The sequence below is a fragment of the Hungatella sp. SB206 genome (genome assembly GCF_051132295.1).
GTDB classification, from domain to species: domain Bacteria; phylum Bacillota; class Clostridia; order Lachnospirales; family Lachnospiraceae; genus Hungatella; species Hungatella effluvii.
This window is the reverse complement of the sequence record NZ_CP096603.1, coordinates 1,246,316-1,267,578: the sequence shown is the minus strand read 5'-3', so window position 1 is coordinate 1,267,578 and position 21,263 is coordinate 1,246,316. Positions and strand designations below refer to the sequence as shown.

General features: G+C 51.0%; 14 protein-coding genes and 1 pseudogene. 4 read left to right on the top strand and 11 right to left on the bottom strand.

What is annotated here, in order from left to right:
* The first annotated feature begins 9 nt into the window (after nt 1-9).
* Entirely contained in the window at nt 10-1,473 is a 1,464-nt protein-coding gene (locus tag M1L66_RS05610) for an SLC13 family permease (RefSeq protein ID WP_434691441.1), read from the top strand.
* A 95-nt stretch (nt 1,474-1,568) separates the two neighbouring features.
* On the opposite strand, the gene M1L66_RS05605 is transcribed toward M1L66_RS05610, so the two are convergent.
* Nucleotides 1,569-1,928 (bottom strand): helix-turn-helix domain-containing protein, encoded by a 360-nt coding sequence (locus tag M1L66_RS05605; RefSeq protein WP_187024238.1) that lies wholly within the window; start codon nt 1,926-1,928, stop codon nt 1,569-1,571.
* Nucleotides 1,929-2,138: 210 nt separating this feature from the next.
* Here M1L66_RS05605 and M1L66_RS05600 point away from each other — a divergent pair, with 210 nt between their 5' ends.
* On the top strand, nt 2,139-3,440 hold the full coding sequence (locus M1L66_RS05600) for a DEAD/DEAH box helicase (RefSeq protein ID WP_187024237.1): 1,302 nt from the start codon (nt 2,139-2,141) through the stop codon (nt 3,438-3,440).
* Nucleotides 3,441-3,531: 91 nt separating this feature from the next.
* Here the strand turns inward: M1L66_RS05600 and M1L66_RS05595 are convergent, their stop codons facing one another.
* The gene (locus tag M1L66_RS05595; RefSeq protein ID WP_002601427.1) at nt 3,532-4,422 is read right to left on the bottom strand and encodes a S8 family peptidase; all 891 of its coding nucleotides are present in this window, start codon (nt 4,420-4,422) and stop codon (nt 3,532-3,534) included.
* Between the two features lie 99 nt (nt 4,423-4,521).
* Here M1L66_RS05595 and M1L66_RS05590 point away from each other — a divergent pair, with 99 nt between their 5' ends.
* On the top strand, nt 4,522-5,682 hold the full coding sequence (locus M1L66_RS05590) for a M20 family metallopeptidase (protein WP_187024236.1): 1,161 nt from the start codon (nt 4,522-4,524) through the stop codon (nt 5,680-5,682).
* 96 nt (nt 5,683-5,778) lie between these two features.
* Here M1L66_RS05590 and M1L66_RS05585 read toward each other — a convergent pair whose 3' ends face one another.
* The 6 genes from M1L66_RS05585 to M1L66_RS05560 form a co-directional block, all read right to left on the bottom strand.
* Complete coding sequence (locus M1L66_RS05585; RefSeq protein ID WP_187024235.1) at nt 5,779-8,247, bottom strand: transporter substrate-binding domain-containing diguanylate cyclase; 2,469 nt, start codon at nt 8,245-8,247, stop codon at nt 5,779-5,781.
* A 248-nt stretch (nt 8,248-8,495) separates the two neighbouring features.
* Entirely contained in the window at nt 8,496-9,206 is a 711-nt protein-coding gene (locus M1L66_RS05580) for a Bax inhibitor-1/YccA family protein (RefSeq protein ID WP_187024234.1), read from the bottom strand.
* Nucleotides 9,207-9,650: 444 nt separating this feature from the next.
* The gene (locus M1L66_RS05575; RefSeq protein ID WP_187024233.1) at nt 9,651-10,919 is read right to left on the bottom strand and encodes a diaminopimelate decarboxylase; all 1,269 of its coding nucleotides are present in this window, start codon (nt 10,917-10,919) and stop codon (nt 9,651-9,653) included.
* 218 nt (nt 10,920-11,137) lie between these two features.
* Nucleotides 11,138-12,574 carry a pyruvate kinase gene (gene pyk / locus M1L66_RS05570; RefSeq protein WP_187024232.1) on the bottom strand — a complete coding sequence of 479 codons (1,437 nt, stop codon included), beginning with the start codon at nt 12,572-12,574 and terminating at the stop codon, nt 11,138-11,140.
* 18 nt (nt 12,575-12,592) lie between these two features.
* The gene (locus M1L66_RS05565) at nt 12,593-13,438 is read right to left on the bottom strand and encodes a rhomboid family intramembrane serine protease (protein WP_055659672.1); all 846 of its coding nucleotides are present in this window, start codon (nt 13,436-13,438) and stop codon (nt 12,593-12,595) included.
* 33 nt (nt 13,439-13,471) lie between these two features.
* Complete coding sequence (locus tag M1L66_RS05560) at nt 13,472-14,413, bottom strand: magnesium transporter CorA family protein (protein ID WP_002601434.1); 942 nt, start codon at nt 14,411-14,413, stop codon at nt 13,472-13,474.
* A gap of 234 nt (nt 14,414-14,647) precedes the next feature.
* On the opposite strand from M1L66_RS05560, the pseudogene M1L66_RS05555 reads away from it, so the two are divergent.
* Nucleotides 14,648-18,897 (top strand): annotated as a pseudogene (locus M1L66_RS05555) (acyl-CoA dehydratase activase-related protein).
* A gap of 68 nt (nt 18,898-18,965) precedes the next feature.
* On the opposite strand, the gene M1L66_RS05550 reads toward M1L66_RS05555, so the two are convergent.
* The 3 genes from M1L66_RS05550 to M1L66_RS05540 are packed head-to-tail and all read right to left on the bottom strand — an operon-like array spanning nt 18,966 to nt 21,236.
* Nucleotides 18,966-19,682 (bottom strand): creatininase family protein, encoded by a 717-nt coding sequence (locus M1L66_RS05550; RefSeq protein ID WP_187024230.1) that lies wholly within the window; start codon nt 19,680-19,682, stop codon nt 18,966-18,968.
* A gap of 4 nt (nt 19,683-19,686) precedes the next feature.
* Nucleotides 19,687-20,307 carry a bifunctional 4-hydroxy-2-oxoglutarate aldolase/2-dehydro-3-deoxy-phosphogluconate aldolase gene (locus tag M1L66_RS05545; protein WP_187024229.1) on the bottom strand — a complete coding sequence of 207 codons (621 nt, stop codon included), beginning with the start codon at nt 20,305-20,307 and terminating at the stop codon, nt 19,687-19,689.
* Between the two features lie 11 nt (nt 20,308-20,318).
* Nucleotides 20,319-21,236 carry a phosphotriesterase family protein gene (locus M1L66_RS05540; RefSeq protein ID WP_187024228.1) on the bottom strand — a complete coding sequence of 306 codons (918 nt, stop codon included), beginning with the start codon at nt 21,234-21,236 and terminating at the stop codon, nt 20,319-20,321.
* Between the last annotated feature and the right edge of the window lie 27 nt (nt 21,237-21,263).

Sequence of the window (21,263 nt, the reverse complement as noted above, 5' to 3'; positions counted from 1 at the left end):
GGGTTCACTATGGCACAAACGAAAAAAAAGGATTTCTACTCCATTCATCTGGTAATCGGAATTGGTATTATGCTTCTGTTCCGTTACCTTCCGTTCCAGCTTCCCTGTATCACGCCAATTGGCATGGAAATTCTGGGTATTTTCATCGGTACGCTGTATTTATGGACGACTTCCGACCCGATTATTTCCAGTATTCTCTCTATCTTTTTAGTGGGGCTTTCCGGATACAGCACCATGAACGAGGTGCTGACCGCAACCTTTGGCAACCCGATTCTCGTTCAGGTTCTCTTTCTGCTGACAGCGATCAACTGTCTCATCGAGAACAACTTAACGGAATACTGCGGACGATTTTTCCTGACCAGAAAGATCTGCCTCGGCCGTCCCTGGGTGCTGGCATTCTTCATCATGCTTGGCTCCATGCTCATGGGCGCGTTTATGGGCGGCTTTACCCCGATCTTCTTATTCTGCCCGATCCTCTATGATATTTTTGAAACAGTAGGCCTCAGGAAACATGACAAGTTCCCGACCATCATGCTGATTCTCGTCACCGTTGCGACCCTGCTGGGCTTCCCCATCCCGCCGTTCATGGGAAATGGACTCGCCCTTATCAGCAACTACGCTTCCGTGACCGGCAACATGGGAACCGTAATCGAGATCAATAACGCCGGCTACCTGCTTACCGGCCTGATCCATGCGACCGTCTGTATCGTGGTTCTGGTTCTGTTCTGTAAGTTTGTACTGAGACCGGATACCAGCAAGCTGAAAGAATTAAAGATGGAAACGTTAAATAAGAATCCGCTTCCGCCAATGAGCCTGCGCCAGAAATTCATTGCAATTTCTTTCACCGTGTTCATCCTGATCCTTTTAATTCCCAGCGTACTGCCATCGCACCCGGTCGGACGCTTCGTAAAAGCCAATACATACGGCATCGCCGCCTTCTATGTGTTCCTGCTGTGCGCGATCCGGATCTCCAAGAAGCCGCTGATGGATTTCTCCAGCACCATGAAGAGATTTTCCTGGAGTACCTATTTCCTCATCGCTTCCGCGATCCTGCTGGGAAATGCACTGACCAACGAGAGTACAGGCGTGTCCGCATTCTTAAACACCGTACTGATGCCGGTACTTCAGAACGTCCCGGCCTCCGCATTTGCCGTAATCATCATGGTTCTTACCGTGATCTTAACGAACGTGTGCAACAGCTTCGTAATCGGCCTCTTAATGCAGCCGGTTATCGCAACCTTCTGCATGGCGACAGGAATGAACTCCGCTCCGGTGGTGTCCATGATGATTTTGTTCGTGCTCTCCTCCGCGGCCATAACACCGGCAGCCTCCCCATTTGCCGCACTGCTTTTCGGCAACAAGGACTGGCTGAAATCCGGAGAAATATACAAATATACGACCATCTTTGTGGTGATCGAGCTGGCTGTCGTGCTGCTGATCAGTATGCCGGTTGCTAATCTGCTGATTCATTAAACATGAAAGGTCTGCAGACTGCCGTTGAAAAAAGAAAAGACTTGAAAGGCTGACTGATACAGCCTTCAAGTCTTTTTTTCCCTGTTAAGCCCCGCTCACTTCTCCTGCCGTTTTGCATCCAGCCTGGTTTCATAATTGATCATGGTCTCTACCACAGTCAGAATACGGTCCTGAGCCGTGATGGAAAGATCGCCTATTTTTTCATCAATATATTTAAATCTCTCCTCCCGCTCTTTCCTGTGTTCGCTGGGTTCAATTCCCAGAAGCCAGTCAGCGGAAACATCCAGCACGTTGATCAGTTTGGTAAAGGTCTGGATACTGGGTTTCTTCCTGTCCCCCTCCAGCGCGACGATAAAGTTATAGGACAGCCCCAGCACCTCCGCCAAAGCCTCCTGCGTATAGTGCAGTTCTTCCCTTCGTTCCTGTACTCTCCCCCCAAATGTAGCCTTCTTCATACAGTATCCTATCCTTTCAGTATCATAAAAATTACTAAAAGTATATCCATTATCCCACCGCCGAAACAGAGACCACAAGTATCCATACTATTACTTCCAGTATCATAATTTTATTATTTTTCTAACTATGTCTGGTATTTTTCATAAATCTGTGGTAGCATAAGGCGTTCACCATTAACAACCATAGAAGAAAAGGAAAACTACAAATACATGACTTTTAAAGACTTACAACTATCTCCGCTGCTGTTAAAGGCACTGGAAGAAAAGGGCTATATAACACCATCCCCCATTCAGCAGCAGGCAATTCCCTATGCGCTGGCCGGACGGGATGTATTGGGCTGCGCCCAGACAGGCACCGGAAAGACGGCCGCATTTGCCTTACCAATTATACAAAACCTGATGAAACCATCGGATAAAAAACATTCCAAAAAAGTGATCCGCTCCCTCATTCTCACACCGACCAGGGAGCTGGCCCTGCAGATTGCGGAAAATTTAAATGAATATGGTTCCCATACCCAGGTGAGGAGCGCCGTCATCTTCGGCGGAGTCTCCGCAAATCCTCAGATCAAAGAGCTGCGGCGCGGTATCGATATCCTGGTTGCCACCCCCGGACGGTTAAATGATTTAATCGGCCAGGGAGAGATAAGCCTGTCTCATGTGGAAATCTTCGTTTTGGATGAGGCGGACCGCATGCTGGACATGGGCTTTATCCATGATGTAAAGAAGATCCTTGCACTGCTTCCTGTCAAAAAACAGACGCTGTTCTTTTCGGCAACCATGCCCGCCGAGATTCAGGCGCTGACCGAAAAACTATTGAAAAATCCAGCCCGGGTGGAGGTGACTCCGGTCTCTTCCACCGTGGATATCATAGACGGCTCTCTCTACTATGTGGATAAAGAGAATAAGCGCGCGCTGTTAGTCCACCTGCTGAAGCGTGAGGCCATCACCTCTACCCTGGTCTTTACCCGCACCAAGCACGGCGCCGACCGGGTAGCCAAATTTCTGACAAAAAACAAAGTAAACGCCGCCGCAATTCACGGTGACAAATCCCAGGGCGCGCGTCAGAGAGCGCTGGGTCAGTTTAAATCCGGGGAAATCCAGGTACTGGTAGCCACTGACATCGCAGCCAGAGGCATTGACATCGAGGAGCTTTCCTGTGTGATCAACTATGATCTGCCAAACGTTCCGGAAACCTATGTCCATCGAATCGGCAGGACCGGACGTGCCGGTCTCGGAGGACGGGCCATCTCCTTCAGCGATATCGAAGAAAAAGAATATGTGAAGGATATCGAAAAGCTCATTGGAAAGACGATTCCTGTCGTGGAAGACCACCCGTTCCCCATGTCCGTATTCATCGTTCCTCCGAAGGAGACAAAACCGCGGCCTGTAAAGAGCGCACGTAAAAATGATGGGAAACGCCCGGCCAAACCATCGGTTAAACCATCGGCCAAGCCACAGCAGCGCGCCTTTCAAAAACCGGCCGCCGGCCGCAAAACAGCCAAAGTCAAATAGGGATCATATCTGTCTTACTCAGAATCTAACAGCAGAAGACCGGACGGAAGGTTTACGCCTTTCGTCCGGTCTTCTGTGTTAAAGCCAGTTCTTATTCGATCAGCCGTTCCACATCAAGCATTCCCCATCCCTGCTGGTTCATAGGCAGCCCCAAATCCACCGCCCGCTCTCTCAGCCTGAGTTTTACATCCCGGTTGCTCATATAGGGATATTTCTGCAGTAAAAGCGCAATCGCCCCTGAGACCAGGGGCGTGGACATGGACGTTCCGCTTTTTGACTGGTAGCCCCCTGTTTCCGGGGCACAGCTGATGATTCCGGCTCCGGGAGCGATAATTTCCGGCTTACAGATACAGGCCCCGGTAGGCCCTCTGCCGGAATAGTCGATCATGCGGTTTCCCATCACATTCACTTCTTTATAGTCATCAGAGCATCCCACCGTAATCACCTTCCGGCTGATGCCCGGCGTAGTTATGGTGTTCTTTCCGGGCCCCATGTTGCCGGCAGCCACACAGACCACCAGACCGTCGTCCCAAGCGGCATTGACGCCGCGCACCAGGACGGAGTTTTCAGTCATGCCTTTCTTACTGAAAGAACCGACCGATATATTTACAATCCGGATTCCCAGCCGTTCCCGGTTCTCCCGGATCCATTTGATACCGGCCAGAACATCGGAGGCATATCCGTTTCCTTTCTGGTCCAGCACCTTGACCATAATTATATGGCACTCCGGCGCTACCCCCTGATACCTTCCATCGGAAGAATTCCCGCTTCCGCCAATGATTCCTGAAATATGCGTTCCATGACCGTTGTCATCATATGGCTCCCGTCTCCGGTGCACCATATCCGTAAACGCAGCTACTCTATGTTCAAAATCTTCATGAAGATAAATTCCCGTATCCAGCACGGCCACACCGATACCGCGGCCAGTCAGGCCCATACGGTAGGCCGCTTCACATCGGATTACTTCTCTCGCATGGTTCACAGTCCACTTACCTGATTCCTTTTTTATTAGCATATTCCATTTACATTCCCATGTTTCACCCCTATAATGGAAATAACTGAAAAAAAGGAGAATCGTATTATGGATAACCACAATTCAGACGCCATGGAGCTGACCATGAACCTGGTTCGCATCGACAGCACCGATCCCGGCGCCTATGAAGGAGAAATCGGAGAATTCATTTTCCAATATCTGAAAGGCCTGGACGTTCCCGTCATCAAAAAGGAGGTCCTCCCGGGCCGTTTTAACGTCATGGCGAGGCTGGAGGGGGAGGAACAGGCTCCCCCGCTCGTCTATATCTGCCACATGGACACCGTCACCACCGGGGAGGGCTGGACCGTATCCCCCTTTGGCGCCGAAGTGATCAAAGGCCGCATCTACGGCCGGGGAGCCTGCGACATGAAATCAGGCCTCGCCTGCGCCCTGTCCGCCTTTACCTCCATGGCTCTCAACGCCCGGGACGGCAGGAAACCGAAGCGTACCCTCGTCTTCATCGGGACGGTGGATGAGGAAGACTTCATGCGCGGGGCCGAGGCCGCCATCGCGGATGGCTGGGTCACGAAGGACTGCTGGGTCCTGGATACCGAACCCACGAACGGCCGGATCGAGGTGGCCCACAAGGGCCGCACCTGGTTTGAGATTACAGTGAAGGGTATCACGGCTCACGCCAGCACGCCGTGGAAGGGCGCGGATGCCATCGCGGCCATGGCGGAGATCATCTCTATCATACGCCGCCGGATCGCCTCCTGCCCGGTCCATCCGGATCTGGGCGCTTCCACTGTGACTTTCGGACAGATTGAGGGGGGCTACCGTCCCTACGTGGTACCCGATTCCTGCCGTGTCTGGATCGACATGCGCCTCGTCCCGCCGACGGACACGACAAGCGCCGTGACGATCGTGGAGGACGCCATCGCGGCCGCGATACAGGAGATTCCCGGCATCACCGCATCGTATCAGATCACCGGGAACCGCCCCTATGTGGAAAAAGACGAGCAGTCGCCGCTCTTAAAGGCGCTGGGGGAAGCCTGCCAAAAGGTCACAGGAGAACCGGCGTCCGTAAGCTTTTTTCCCGGTTACACGGACACCGCCGTCATTGCCGGGACACTCGGCAGCCGCAACTGCATGTCCTACGGCCCCGGCGACTTAGAGCTGGCCCACAAACCGGACGAATACGTGCCCTGCGAGGATATTCTGCGCTGTGAAGAGGTGCTGACTCAGCTGGCAAAAGATTTGCTGTTCTGATTTTCCGCCGGAGTAAAACGACTGCACAAAAACGGCTGCATAAAAATACGCCCGTCCGGGATTCCATTCTCTATGGTATCCCGGCGGGCGTATTCCTTATTCCACAACTAAAACCCCACTCCTGCCATGCTTCTTGATCTGATACAGCGCCTGGTCCGCCTTCCGGTAGAGCACATCGTAATCCTTTTCCCCGCCCGCCATGGCCGCGCCAATGCTCAGCGTCACTTCTTTGCCATGTTTCTCCATAGTCACCTCCTTCACGCGGTCCAGCACCTCGGTGCAGCGCTGCTTCACAATCTCCGGATCGCTCACCGCCTTCATGAAGACCACAAACTCGTCGCCGCCCAGTCTGCCGACTATATCCTCCGTGCGGAAACACGCCTGCAGAATCTCAGCCGTCTCTTCCAGCACCTGATCACCTGTATAATGGCCCAGGTAGTCGTTAATCTGCTTGAAATAGTCGATATCCATGATAATCATGGCTCCTGCACCGTTCCGGTCCTCCTCCACCAGCACCTGCCTCATCAGCTGATGGCTGGTAGCCGAATTGTAGACCCCGGTCAGGCTGTCCCGTTGGGCTTTCGCTTCCAGCTGATCCTTAATCTCTCGTTCCATCTGAATATCAATCAGCTTCCCTACCGCGTACCACGGTCTTCCCGTAGTATCCAGAACCATCTTGGAGATGACCTTCAGCCACCGCACATTTCCTCCCGGAAGCAGACATTCGTGTTCCGTATTGTTCTCTTCCTGTGAAATCATATAGCTAAATACTGGAAACTTCTGTTTCATGGTCTCCGGGTTTTGTATCTTCCTTTCGCACCCCAGAAATCCGGCCGTCTGTTCCGTCAGATTTAAAATGCCTTCCCTGATATTATACTCGTACAGGAACTCGTTGGACAGCTCACTGAGCTGTTCATACCGCTGGTTCTCCAGCGCTTTCCTGGCCATATTCCTCCTTCTTGCGATCTCTACGGTAATAAACACAGCAGTGACCACGGCCAGAAGAAAAAGGGCCAGATAGAGCACGCTCTGTTCCGGATTCCGCATCACATATTCGGAAAATGTCAGGTCTCCGGCGTCATACACATTCTCGTAAAGAAAATGGTTTACCCGGTCCTCCGGAAGCACCCGGATCACCTTGTTCATAATCGAGAGCAGCATAATATCCACCGGTCTTCTGATTCCAAAACAGTATTTCTGCGTCCAGTTTTCTGATTGTGCAAATGTGAGCAGATTTTTATAATTATGGGCAGCCAAATAGTACTGAACTGCATAGCTGTTGCCGTAACAGTAATCCGCTTCCCCCTTATGAACTGCCTCCATGCATTCTTCTATACTGTCATAATAGAGCGGTTCTCCCGTCGTATCTTGATCCTTCAGCAATGATTTTTGCAGCGCAAGCCTTTTTCCCGACATTTTCGCAAGATTTTCTACTTTATCATTCATGATCAGCTGCAGAGAGACAGACAGATAGGGAAGTGTCAGCGCACAGCTGTCAGCCCCGGTTCCTTCATAATCGTCCACGATCCCAATTACCATGTCGATAGTACCTTCTTCCACCGCTCTGGAATACTCTTCCCAATTATGAAAGGGAACGATCTCATACATCAATCCGGTCTGTTCCTCTATATACTTCAATACCTCGATGGAAATTCCCCTGATCTCTCCGTTCTTCGCCTGATACTGCAGCGGCGCGCGCCCCAACATGACTCCGGCCCTGATGGTCTTCTTCCGGCCGATGTATTCCAGTTCCGAATTCGAAAGTACCAGCCCTTCATCTCCAGTAAAATACTTCTTGTTCAGTTCCGCGGACAAGTAGGGATTGGTGGAGGTGATAATCTCCATCGCCTTATTGAGCGCTCCCGCCACCTCCTGATTCCCCTTTGTCACTCCGAAATAAAAGGGCCGGGAATCAAACCGTGAAATTACACGCAGTTCACTGTTTTCCAGGGCGACATCCATCCCCAGCATCGCATCTACGTTTCCAGATCTCAGCTGTTCCGACTGCTCCGCGCTCGTACTGCACAATACCTGATTCACATGAAATCCGTTCATCTTCGCAAAAGAATTTAATTTCTCATCTTCCTTGCCGTCATAACTGACTACCGCAACCCGGATATTATCAAATGATTCGTAGTCAAACTCCGTATACTCCAGGTTATCCTTCAAAACAGAGAGCGTCTTATGCGCGGTTCCGTAGCTGTATTCGGGATAATCCAGGATCGCGGCAAGCCCATCTGTGTAATTCATGGCTCCCATCAAATCAAGATCGCCGTTTATCAGCATAGTGAGCATCTCCGACAGCTGCTCATCCAGCGTCCCTTCCATGGTAAAGAATTCGTATTCCCAATTGGTATACCGTGCGATCTCCTGTAAGTAGTCATACGTATATCCGCTGTAATTTCCATTTTCATCGATCTCTGTAAAACCCTGCTGGATCGGATATCCCACCCTGACCACCCGGGTACCGTTCTCCGCCGCCCCGGCTGTAAACGAAAACAAAAGCAGACAGAACAGTGCCGCAAATGGGATCACCATCTTATACCGCCATTTTCTGTCACTCATGTTTTTACCTCCTGCAAGTAAATCTTTAACCTTTATACCCAATCATAATCCAGAATCTTCAGATCGTCAAACACTTCCGGCAGATTCTTCCTGTCTATGCCGAAAATTGATTTTTTCAGCGACTTTTCTCACTGCTTACGCCTGATTCAGGCTGTACATTTCATGTTATGACAATCAGAGCAAAACACGCTGCCGCACATAAAAAGAAAAAAGGCGGCCCGCACTGGACCGCCTCATTCTGACAATTCTTATTTACGTCTGCCCACAATTCTGATGATATAGAGGAACAGGTTCACAAAATCCAGGTATAACTGAAGTGCGGAAAAGATGGATGCCTTCGCCGCCATATCCGGATCCTGTGCGTAATACTGGTGATAAGCTCTGATCTTCTGTGTATCATAAGCGGTAAATCCAAGGAAAATGAAGATACCGATGTAACATACGATCAGTTCAAACTGTCCCAGATTTATAAACATGGATAATACCCAGAATACAACCAGGAAGATCAGTCCGCCCATTAAGAAGTTGCGGATACGGCTGAAATCCGCATTGGTTACGTATCCGACCACGGCCATAACGCCAAAAAAGATGGAAGTAGCGCCAAAGACCAGAATCAGGTCAACCATGTCGTACATTAAGAAGTATGCGGAAAAGACGATGCCATTTAAAACCGCATAGGTAAAGAACAGCGCTCTCGCCGTGCCGACAGACATCTTACTGATACGCGCGGATAAGAAGATAACCACTGCAATCTCCGCCACACCTAAAACCAGATATGCATAAGGAATCGCAAATACGTAGATAATCGTTCCGGTCGTATAACCAAACATGGCTACCAGGAATGTGATAAGAAGTCCGGCAAACATCCAGCCGAAAGTTTTTGCAGTGTATTTGCCCAGCGGTTCCACGCTGGTGCTGTCGGAATAAACGTAAGGCTGATTTGTTGAATTATAATCCATATGTATAATCCCCTCTTTCTTTTTTTTACATTTTACTATATTTCATAGGAAAAGTCTATGAATTATTTCACAAAGTAGGGCCTCAAAAGCAAATATGTCACCAATTGTCGCTTCTCTGTCACCAAATGTAAAAAAACCGTTATCTTTTTTAAGTTTTCATTTTCAGCAAAATGGGAAGCGCCGCCCTCACTGGCCTCCCCATTTTATGGAAGCAGATGATGAATTAAGAAAATCTTCATAATCTATTCAAACAATATACAAACATTTCCAAGGGCAGTATGCTATACTAAGTACATAAGAAATGCACAAAGTAACAAATTATCCTTTCACCCTTTTTGAAAATCCGAAAATCCTAAAGAAAAATCAACCCTGTGTCGAAAGACACAGGGATTTTTCTTTTCTATGACCAAAACGCCTCATTCACACTGCCCTCAGGCAAAAATCCTATATAAGCTCCTTTAAGATATCACAGAAATCAAAGGTTGCAAAGTAATCCTTTGGCGTCTCCGCCCTCCGGATCATTTCCACAGAGCCGTCTTCCCGGAGAAGAAGCTCGGCTGATTTCAGTTTCCCGTTGTAATTATATCCCATGGCGAACCCGTGGGCTCCCGTGTCGTGAATGTAGAGCAGATCCCCTTTGTGAATCTCCGGCAGCATCCGGTCGATGGCAAACTTGTCATTATTCTCGCAGAGGGAACCGACCACATCGTACTTATGGTCGCACGGGTCGTTTTCGCGCCCCATAACGGTCACATGGTGATACGCTCCGTACATGGCCGGACGCATCAGGTTCACCGCGCAGGCGTCCACGCCCACGTACTCCTTGTGCGTGTGTTTCTCATGGATGGCTCTCGTCACCAGCGCGCCGTAGGGCCCCAGCATGTAGCGGCCCAGCTCCGTGTAAATCGCCACATCGTCCATGTCCGCAGGCACCAGAATCTCCTCGTAAGCCTTTCTTACGCCCTCGCCGATGGCCATGATATCGTTCGGCTCCTGGTCCGGACGGTACGGAATCCCGATTCCGCCCGACAGGTTGATAAACTTAATATGGGCTCCGGTCTCCTCTTTGAGCTTCACCGCCAGCTCAAATAATATCTTGGCCAGCAGCGGATAATATTCGTTCGTCACCGTATTGCTGGCTAAAAATGCATGGATTCCGAAATGCTTCGCGCCCTTTTCCTTTAATATCTTATACGCCTCAAACATCTGCTCCGTCGTCATGCCATACTTGGAATCGCCGGGATTATCCATGATGTCGTTGCTGATCTTGAACACGCCGCCCGGATTATAACGGCAGCTGATGGTCTCCGGGATCTCCCCGATGGCCTTTTCCAGATACTCAATATGGGTGATATCATCGAGATTGATAATCGCGCCGATCTTATGGGCAAACTGAAACTCTTCCGCAGGTGTGTCGTTGGAAGAAAACATGATATCGCCGCCGGAAAATCCCAGGGCATCCGCCATCATCAGCTCCGTCTCAGAGGAACAGTCTGTCCCGCATCCGAATTCCTTCAGAATATTTAAAATAAACGGATTCGGGGTCGCCTTCACCGCGAAGTACTCTTTATAGCCGGGGTTCCATGCAAACGCCTCCTTCAGCTTCCTCGCATTCTCCCTGATTCCCTTTTCATCATATATATGAAATGGAGTTGGATACAGTTCCGCAATCTCTTCCAGTTTTTCTTTCGTCACAAATGGTCTTTTCTCCAAAGCCTTGTCTCCTCCTTTGATAAAAACTTTCCATACTCCTGGCATTTTCCCAGATTCTTCCGCAATTCCTTCTATCATAATAAAAAGGTCTGACCGGGTACAGATTCCGTTACGAACCATTGTACTGGGGACAGACCTTTTTGTCTATACTTTTTTTAGTAAATAATCAAAATAGCGGATGGCCAATTATATCTTCCACCACAAAACCACTATTTTACTTAATCAACCGTTACCACCCGTAAGATATTGGTGTGTGCCGCAGGCTCATGCTTACTGGTTGGACCTACCACTCCCGCCGTCACAACGACAATATCGTCTTCCTTCACGATATCCTTAGACTTTAACAGCTCAATGGAGGAATAGATCAGAACGTCGGTGGACTCCGCACGTTTCGCATGGAACGGCTTTACGCCCCAGTAGAGCTGCATCTGACGCACAGCGGAAGCGCTCGGTGACAGGCCGATTACCAGAGACTCCGGTCTCCATTTGGAAAGCATTCTCGTCGTAAATCCGGTGATGCTCGGTGCAACGATGGCTTTCGCGTTTAAGTCGTGGGCGGTTCCCACGGATGAAGAACAGACGGCGTTGGAGATGTTATGCACGTTGGCAGCGGATACACGGCGTTTCCGGTACGCGGAGTAATCGAGATGCTTCTCTGTCTCCTCCACGATGGATGCCATCATCGACAGCGCTTCCACCGGATACTTGCCCATAGCAGTCTCGCCGGACAGCATCACCGCGTCGGTTCCGTCATATACGGCGTTGGCCACGTCGGTAACCTCGGCTCTCGTCGGGCGCGGATTGCGGATCATGGAATCCAGCATCTGAGTCGCGGTGATAACCGGTTTGCAGGCTACGTTGCATTTTTCAATAATCATCTTCTGGATATACGGTACTTCCTGAGCCGGGATCTCCACACCCATGTCGCCGCGGGCTACCATGATTCCGTCGCTGGCCTCGATGATCGCGTCCAGGTTCTCAATGCCCTCCGCGTTCTCAATCTTAGCGATTACAGCCATGTTGGAGCCATGCTCGGAAAGGATTTCCTTAATCTCAAGAATCGCCGCAGCGGTTCTTACAAATGACGCCGCAATAAAATCAAAGCCCTGCTCGATACCGAATAAGATATCGGCTTTATCCTTCTCTGTCAGCGCCGGAAGCTTAACCTTTACGTTCGGTACGTTCACGCCCTTCTTCTCGCCCAGCTCGCCGCCGTTTACAACGCTGCAGACAATGTTGTTTCCATTTACTTCCACAACATCCAGTTCGATCAGGCCGTCGTCGATCAGAATCTTGTTGCCTGCCTTCACATCCTCATGCAGACGCTCATAGGTGATGTGGCCCATCGTCTCGTCGCCGATGATGTCATCGGTTGTGAGCGTATACGTCTGGCCTTCCACCAGGGTAACCTTCTTTCCGTCCTTTAAAACGCCGGTACGGATCTCCGGTCCCTTTGTATCTAAAAGAGCGGCGATCGGTAAATCCAGCTCCTCTCTGACACTCTTTAACATATCGAGACGCGTTTTCTGCTCCTCGTAATCTCCATGGGAAAAATTAAATCTTGCAACATCCATGCCGTTCTCGGCAAGTGCCTTCATTAAATTGCGGTCATTCGTGTTCGGACCCATGGTGCAGATAATTTTAGTTCTCTTCATTGATTTCCTCCAAGCTGGTTATTTCGTGGTTTTCCGGGCTTCGTCTTCCTCCCGGGTAACGTGTTTATGTGTATATAAATGCTCGGAACAGTACTCATAACTGCCTTCGCATTTGGAACAATAGCGGAATTCCAAGTTCGGATCATCCTTCTCCGTCCTGCCGCAGACTGCGCATTTATGATGGGTGCTTCCCTGGGGCATGATCTTCGTCTGCCTCTGGAAATCCCGTTTGCGCTTGATCTCTTTCGGATTCACCCGGTTAAAGTTCCTCGTCATAAAGAAGAACAGGATGAAGTTTAACAGAGACAACACGATGGTGACACGAACACTCGTTCCCCCTTTGACAAAGCCGTACAGGAAGTAGATACCATTAAACAGAGCCAGCCATTTCGCCTTGATCGGAATAACGAAAAACAGCAGAAATTCCAGATCGGGAAATGTTGCAGCAAAGGCAAAAAACAGGGAAAAGTTTAAGAATTCGGTTGTCAGATACACCGGCGTGCCAAAGAACACATACAGAATCAGCGACGCCGCCACATGGCCGATAATTCCCATGAAGAAATACACATTAAACCGGAATGCCCCCCATACACGTTCCAGCGTATTTCCTACCATATAGTATAAATACATGGAAATCAGGCTTCCAAAGATACCGCCTCCCGGCGGGTAAATCATAAATGTCACGATTCTCCAGATCTGACCGTGCAGAATCGCCTGCGCGTCCAGCGATAAAAACCGCCAGTAAAATCCCGGGGCGAACATCTCCATTAAGAGTCCGACGCCGTACATCAGGATAATATAATACATCAGGTTCGGAATCGCATACCGTTTAAACTTGCGTTCCAGATTGTAAAAAAATTTCATTCTTCCATCCTTCTCACATACATTGATAACAGATCAGAACAGATCTTTTTTTGAAAAGATCCAGGCTACGATCAGCGTCAGCACCAGCGTAAATCCCAGGACAATCAAAAATCCGTAAGGGCTGTCTGCAAACGGCATTCCACTTGAATTCACGTTCATTCCGTAGAAGCTAGCCACCATGGTCGGTATGGACATGACGATGGTGATGGTCGCCAGAAACTTCATGACGATATTTAAGTTGTTGGAAATAACGGAGGCAAATGCATCCATGGTGCCGCTCAAAATTCCGCTGTAAATGTTGGCCATCTCGATGGCCTGCTTGTTCTCGATGATAACGTCCTCCAAAAGGTCCGTGTCCTCCGGATACTTCTTGATTTTCTCGTTTCTCATCAGCTTTTCCAGTACGACTTCGTTGGACCGTAAGGAGGTCGTGAAGTATACAAGGCTCTTCTCCAGCTCCAGGAGCTCGATGAGTTCCCGGTTCTTCGTGGACTTGTGAAGCTTTTCCTCGATAACGCCGCTCTTCTTGTCGATGATTCTCAGATACTGAAGGAAAAGCGATGCGTTTTTATAAAGCACCTGCAGAATGAACCTGGTCTTCATATACGTGTGGAAATCCCTCACACGGCCGTCCATAAACGCCCCCAGTACCGGTGTCTCTTCCAGGCAGACCGTGATGATGACCTCTTCCGTCGTGATGATGCCCATAGGGATCGTCACATACCAGTCCTTGTCGTTTCGTTCCTCGATACTCGGGATATCCACCAGGATTAAGGTGTAATTATCCTCGGTTTCAATACGGGAACGCTCTTCTTCATCCAGAGGCGCCCTTAAATCATCGGGATCAATCCCGTAAGTGTTGGCAATCTCCAGAATCTCCGTTGCCGTAGGGTTTGTAAGCGCGATCCAGGATCCTGGTGACAGCTCATCCTTCTGGTGAATCAGACCGTTCTCTGTTTTAAAAATGCGAATCATGAGATACTTCCCCCTTTACTTGGCATATTTAGACTTATACATTATAGAGTCCCATACCTTTTTTGTCAAACGAACTTTAAACAGATTTGGCGATCTTACACAAATTTTACTATTTTTTAACACTTTTTAACACGGCACGGCGATTGTATTATTTCTTATTTTATGGTAAACTGGGTGCGGTGAGCCCGACAACTTACTTATACACGAAGGAGGCAGGGGAGTATCCCCGCGCATATGACTACATATAACACGTTAGGAATCGATATCGGTTCTACCACCGTTAAGATTGCAATATTAGACGGTGATCATCACATATTGTTCGCTGATTACGAACGGCATTTTGCCAATATACAGGAAACGCTGGCGAGTCTCCTTAAAAAAGCCTGCGACTTGCTCGGTCCCATGGACTTACGGCCTGCCATTACCGGCTCCGGCGGACTCACGCTGTCGAAGCATCTGGAGATTCCATTTATTCAGGAAGTCGTTGCGGTAGCCGCTTCTCTTACTGATTATGCCCCACAGACCGATGTTGCAATCGAACTTGGCGGAGAAGATGCAAAAATCATCTATTTTACCGGAGGCATCGACCAGCGTATGAACGGTATCTGCGCAGGCGGCACCGGTTCTTTTATTGACCAGATGGCTGCGCTCTTACAGACAGACGCGGCCGGACTCAATGAATATGCGGCGGATTACAAAGCGATCTACCCGATCGCGGCCCGCTGCGGCGTTTTCGCTAAATCTGATATCCAGCCTCTCATCAACGAGGGCGCTACGAGAGAAGACTTAGCGGCATCCATCTTTCAGGCGGTGGTCAACCAGACCATCAGCGGCCTGGCCTGCGGGAAGCCAATCCGGGGCAATGTAGCATTTCTGGGAGGTCCGCTTCATTTCCTGCCGGAGCTCCGTAAGGCATTTATCCGCACGCTGCATCTGAGCGGAGACGCGATCATCGCCCCGGAGAACTCTCATTTATTTGCCGCCATCGGCGCGGCCTTAAACGCGGAGGAACGCGGCGCGCTCCTGTCCGTGGAAGATTTAATTACCCGCTTATCCTCCGGAATCCGTATGGAATTCGAGGTAAAGCGCATGGATCCGCTGTTTGCAGACCAGGCGGACTACGATGAATTCACAAGACGCCACGAGAATCACCGCGTGACAAAGGGCGATTTATCCTCTTATCACGGGAAATGCTTCCTGGGTATCGACGCCGGTTCCACCACCACCAAGGTGGCTTTAGTCGGTGAGGACGGTACGCTCCTGTACAGCTTTTACAGCAGCAATAACGGCAGCCCTCTGGCCACGGCGATCCGGGCCATGAGCGAGATCGACAGCCAGCTGCCCGGGGACAGTGAGATCGTCTACTCCTGCTCCACCGGATACGGCGAGGCGCTATTAAAAGCCGCATTTCTGCTGGACGAAGGGGAAGTGGAGACCATTTCCCACTACTACGCCGCGGCGTTTTTCGAGCCGGACGTGGACTGCATCCTGGACATCGGCGGCCAGGACATGAAGTGCATCCGCATCAAGAACGGCACCGTGGACAGCGTTCAGCTAAACGAGGCCTGTTCCTCCGGCTGCGGTTCTTTCATCGAGACATTTGCCAATTCCCTGAATTTCAGTGTGGAGGACTTTGCGAGGGAAGCGCTCTTTGCAAAAAATCCCACAGATCTCGGTACCCGCTGCACTGTGTTCATGAACTCCAATGTAAAGCAGGCGCAGAAGGAAGGGGCGACCGTGGCCGACATTTCCGCCGGTCTCGCCTACTCCGTCATCAAGAACGCCTTATTTAAGGTAATCAAGATTACCAGTGCCTCCGATTTGGGTGAACACGTCGTCGTACAGGGCGGTACGTTCTACAACGACGCGGTTTTAAGAAGCTTCGAGAAGATCGCAGAGTGTGACGCGGTACGCCCCGACATCGCCGGCATCATGGGGGCCTTCGGAGCCGCGCTGATCGCCAGAGAGCGGTATGACAGTACGAAGACCACCTCCATGTTAAGCATGGAGAAGATTCTGAGCCTTCACTACGAGACCTCCATGACGCGCTGCAAGGGCTGTACCAACAGCTGCGTTCTGACGATCAACCGTTTCGACGGCGGCCGGCAGTTCATCACCGGCAACCGCTGTGAGAGAGGGCTGGGTAAGGAACGGGCCAAGAGGGAGATCCCCAACTTATTTGATTACAAATACCACCGCATGTTCGATTACGAGCCGCTGAGCGCTGATTTAGCCACAAGAGGCGTGCTCGGTATCCCGCGGGTGCTGAACATGTATGAGAACTATCCCTTCTGGGCTGTCTTTTTAAAGGAGCTGAAGTTCCGCACGGTACTCTCCCCGCAGTCCACCAGGAAGATATACGAGCTGGGAATCGAATCCATCCCCAGCGAATCGGAATGCTATCCGGCCAAGATCACTCACGGCCACATCGAGTGGCTGATCAAGCAGGGCATTAAGACTATCTTCTATCCCTGTATTCCGTACGAGCGCAACGAGACTCCTGACGCCGGCAACCATTTTAACTGCCCTATCGTCACCTCTTACGCTGAAAACATCAAAAACAACGTGGAAGAGCTGGGTACGGAAAACGTCCGTTTCTCAATCCTTTTATGGCGTTTACCAACGAAGAGGTGCTGACAAAGCGGCTGACCGAGGTCTTTTTTGAGGATTTCCAGATACCCGCTGAGGAAGTGAAAGCGGCCGCCCACAAAGCGTGGGAGGAGCTTCTGGCCTCCCGTCTGGATATGGAGAAAAAGGGCGAGGAGACACTGAAGTGGATGGAAGAAAACGACCGCCACGGCATCGTCCTTGCAGGCCGTCCTTACCATGTGGATCCGGAGATCAACCACGGAATTCCGGAATTGATCACCTCCTACGGCTTCGCGGTCCTGACAGAGGATTCCATCTCCCATTTGGGAGAGATCGAACGGCCTCTTGTCGTCACGGACCAGTGGATGTACCACACCCGCCTCTACCGTGCCGCAAGCTACGTAAAATCACAGAACAACCTGGATTTAATCCAGTTAAACTCCTTTGGCTGCGGCCTCGACGCTGTCACCACGGACCAGGTAAATGATATCTTAACCGGCTCTGGAAAGATTTATACGGTGCTCAAGATCGACGAGGTCAACAATTTAGGCGCAGCCAGAATCCGCGTCCGCTCTCTCATAGCCGCGCTCCGCGTGCGCGATAAGAAGCACTATGAGCGGAAAGTGATTTCCAGCGCCTACCACCGCATAACATTTACGAAGGACATGAAGAAGGATTATACCATCCTCTGCCCGCAGATGTCGCCGATCCATTTCGACTTAATCGAACCGGCGATCCGCTCCTTCGGCTACAAGGTGGAGGTCCTGCAGAATGACAACCGCTCCGCCATCGACACAGGCTTAAAGTACGTCAACAACGACGCCTGCTACCCCTCTTTAATCGTGGTAGGCCAGATCATGGACGCCCTGCTGTCCGGCAAATACGATTTAGACCACACAGCCATTTTCATGAGCCAGACCGGAGGCGGCTGCCGTGCGTCCAACTATATCGGCTTTATCCGCCGTGCCTTAGAGCGCGCCGGCATGGGCCAGATTCCGGTCATCTCCGTCAACGCCAACGGCATGGAGACGAACCCCGGATTTGCCATCACGCTGCCGCTGCTTACCAAGGCCATGCAGGCTGTCGTCTACGGCGACATTTTCATGAGGGTCCTCTACGCCACAAGGCCATACGAGACGGAGCCCGGCTCCGCCAATGCGCTTCACCAGAAATGGAAAGAGCGGTGCATCAAGTCCCTGTCGAAGCGGATCCCGAATATGATGGAGTTTTCCCGCAATATTTCGGGAATCATCCGGGATTTCGATGAGCTTCCCAGAATTCCGGGACTCCAGAAGCCAAAGGTCGGAATCGTCGGAGAAATCCTCGTCAAGTTCTCGCCCCTGGCCAACAACCACATCGTGGAACTGCTGGAATCCGAGGGCGCCGAGGCCGTGATGCCGGATCTGATGGATTTCCTCTTATATTGCTTCTATAACAGCAACTTTAAGGCCGCCAACTTAGGAGGCAAAAAATCGAGCGCTAATCTCTGCAACATGGGAATCTCACTCCTTGAGTATTTCCGCAGGGTAGCCCGCAGGGAACTGGTAAAGAGCAAACACTTTACCGCACCGGCCCGCATCGCTAATTTGGCAGACATGGCCAAGGACTTCGTCTCCATCGGCAACCAGACCGGCGAGGGCTGGTTCCTGACCGGTGAGATGCTGGAGCTCATCCACAGCGGCGTCGGCAACATCGTCTGCACGCAGCCGTTCGGCTGCCTTCCGAACCACATCGTGGGCAAGGGCGTCATCAAGGAGCTTCGGAGGGCATATCCGAATTCCAACATCATCGCCGTGGACTACGATCCGGGCGCAAGCGAGGTAAACCAGTTAAACCGAATTAAACTGATGCTGTCTACCGCGCAGAAGAATATGCGTGTGCAGGATACAAAATAAAAAGAAGGCCGCCGCAGGGTTTTTAAGCCCTGCAGCGGCCTTCTTTTCGATACTGCGCATCTTATTCTTTATTGCCTGGTAATCAGATCCGCTGCTTTCGCGGCGAACTCCTCAAACATGCGGTCCCCCTTATCCTTGGCCGCGGCCGTGGGATCGCCGTATGTACCGGACACGCTCAAGTCGCCGATGGAGGTATTGTCCATTCCGTAAAGGGGTGGCCGGTCCGGATACTCAGCCCGGGCTAAGTCCATGTGAACCAGCTCCTCCCTGGCAGACAGCATGAGTGATGTCTCAAACTCGCAGGCGTGGAACATGCCTCCCCAGGTAGGACTCTCCATATATTTGTCGTAAATGGGCTGAAGGCCCGGGTAAAACATTCCCAGAACCTTCACAGAGGTGGTGTCCTGGATATCACGGATCGCATACTTCATGGAGGCGCCGTTGGCCTCGTGGCCGTTTAAAAAGACGAGCTTCGTCACGCCGTACCGCTCCACGGATTTTACGATGTCCTTTAATATAAGCTGCAAATGGTCCTGAGGGAGGGATATGGTGCCGATCCGGTCGCGCCATACCCAGGAATAGCCGAAATTGAGTGTTGGAAATACCAGCGCCCCCGTACGGTCGGATATGAGCCGCGCCAGATGTTCCGCCAGGAAGACGTCGGTTCCCAGAGGGAGGTGATAGCCGTGCTGTTCCGTGGAGCCTATGGGTACGATGGCGGTGGAACACACCTCCAGCCGTTCTTTCACCATGGGCCAGGTCATATTCTGGACGATAAATGCCATCGCTTTATGCCTCCCTTTCCATTGCCTGTACGTACAGCCGGGCTTTCTGCCGGATCAGCTCCAGATTCCCGTCCGTGGACTTACGCGGCACCAGATTGCTGCCGGCGGCCGCGCCGGCAAAACCTGCCTTCAGAAACTGGGACACATTAGTCTCATTCACGCCTCCCACAGCCACAAATTCCGCCTGCGGAAAAGGCCCCTTCAGACTTTTAATATAAGACATTCCAAAGGCATCGGCCGGGAACAGCTTGAGACGCCTGACGCCTCTGTTAAGCGCCTTCTGAACTTCTCCCGGTGTCAGGACGCCAGGCAGAACCTCCATGCCCTTTGACAGGCCGTAAGCCACCAGTTCGTCGTCGTAGCCCGGAGTTAAGAAGAAAGGAATCTTCATGGCGGCCAGCCGGTCCACCTCTTCCTTCTTCGTAACCGTGCCGGCTCCCAAACAGATTTCATCCGGCGAAAACCTCTTCTGAATGTTCTCAATACAGCCGAATCCTTTTTCCGCGTCACTTAAGGACACTTCAATGCCGGTTATTCCTTCGCTCACCAGCGTCTCTGCGATGGGGACAGCGTAAAGTGGCTCCACATCCCGGATAATTGCCATGAGTCTGATCGATTCAATCATGTGCGCCCTCCTTAAAATACGGCCAGCCACCGCTTGGGATTCTCGATAAAGATCGTGTCGATATCCTGTTTACTGATACCCTCGTCCAGAAGACGGGCGATAAATTTCGTCTTGATAAAGCGGAATCCCGGACCTCCGCCGTAAGCCTCTAAATAGGAGGCGCGTCCCATATCCCCGGATATAAGCAGCTGCCTGCCGTAACCATGCCCGATCAGGGAACGGATGAGGGCTACTCTTGTAGAATCGGGATGGTATTTTACCTTGCCTGGCCCGTCAAACTGAATATAGATTCCCCGGTCGGCCAGCTTAAGCAGATAGTACTCGTCCGGATTGCGGTCCAGATGGCCCAGGGCCACCGTGGTTAAATCCACGCCTTCATTTTCCAGGATATCAAGCACTTCCATGCCCATGGTGCCGGCCTCCGTATGCCCCCAGATCGGCGCTTTGCAGACTTTCTGTGCGGTGGCCGCCGCGATTGTCGTCTTCTTCTCCAGAGGATGGATCATATTGTAATACGTGCCGATTTTGATGAATCCGGCTCTCGCATCCGATCCGTCGCCGCCTTCCATCACATCCTTTGCCAGCATACCCGCGATCTCTTCCATGGACTTTTCCGCCACCCAGGACGGATAGTATATGTGCTTATTAAAGCCGGTGGTAGCGATGATATGAACCCCTGTCTCCTGAGCCATCCGTTTCAGAATATTCAAATCCCTGCCATAGTCCAGCGTAGAGGCTTCCACCAGGGTACATCCCCCTACCTCCTTAAAATTCAGGAGCTCCTGCACACTGTTTTCATAGCTGCTCAGTTCTAAATCCCTGTCCTTCTGGCATGGCGGCGGAACCGCGTGGAGATGTTCATGGGGATACGTAAATCCCATCTTCTCTCCCTTGATGTCACCCAAAACTGTCCTTGCGAATCTTTCCATTTTATGTCCTTCTTTCTAATTAAAATT

Coding starts and splice junctions, on each gene's coding strand:
- pyk (WP_187024232.1), bottom strand. CDS start 12,574: ATGAAGAGAACTAAAATTATCTGCACCATGGGTCCGAACACGAATGAC.
- M1L66_RS05550 (WP_187024230.1), bottom strand. CDS start 19,682: ATGGCATTTATCGTCCAGAATATGACCTGGCCCATGGTGAAAGAACGG.
- M1L66_RS05560 (WP_002601434.1), bottom strand. CDS start 14,413: ATGATTCGCATTTTTAAAACAGAGAACGGTCTGATTCACCAGAAGGAT.
- M1L66_RS05610 (WP_434691441.1), top strand. CDS start 10: ATGGCACAAACGAAAAAAAAGGATTTCTACTCCATTCATCTGGTAATC.
- M1L66_RS05585 (WP_187024235.1), bottom strand. CDS start 8,247: ATGAGTGACAGAAAATGGCGGTATAAGATGGTGATCCCATTTGCGGCA.
- M1L66_RS05565 (WP_055659672.1), bottom strand. CDS start 13,438: ATGAAATTTTTTTACAATCTGGAACGCAAGTTTAAACGGTATGCGATT.
- M1L66_RS05600 (WP_187024237.1), top strand. CDS start 2,139: ATGACTTTTAAAGACTTACAACTATCTCCGCTGCTGTTAAAGGCACTG.
- M1L66_RS05580 (WP_187024234.1), bottom strand. CDS start 9,206: ATGGATTATAATTCAACAAATCAGCCTTACGTTTATTCCGACAGCACC.
- M1L66_RS05605 (WP_187024238.1), bottom strand. CDS start 1,928: ATGAAGAAGGCTACATTTGGGGGGAGAGTACAGGAACGAAGGGAAGAA.
- M1L66_RS05540 (WP_187024228.1), bottom strand. CDS start 21,236: ATGGAAAGATTCGCAAGGACAGTTTTGGGTGACATCAAGGGAGAGAAG.
- M1L66_RS05590 (WP_187024236.1), top strand. CDS start 4,522: ATGGATAACCACAATTCAGACGCCATGGAGCTGACCATGAACCTGGTT.
- M1L66_RS05545 (WP_187024229.1), bottom strand. CDS start 20,307: ATGATTGAATCGATCAGACTCATGGCAATTATCCGGGATGTGGAGCCA.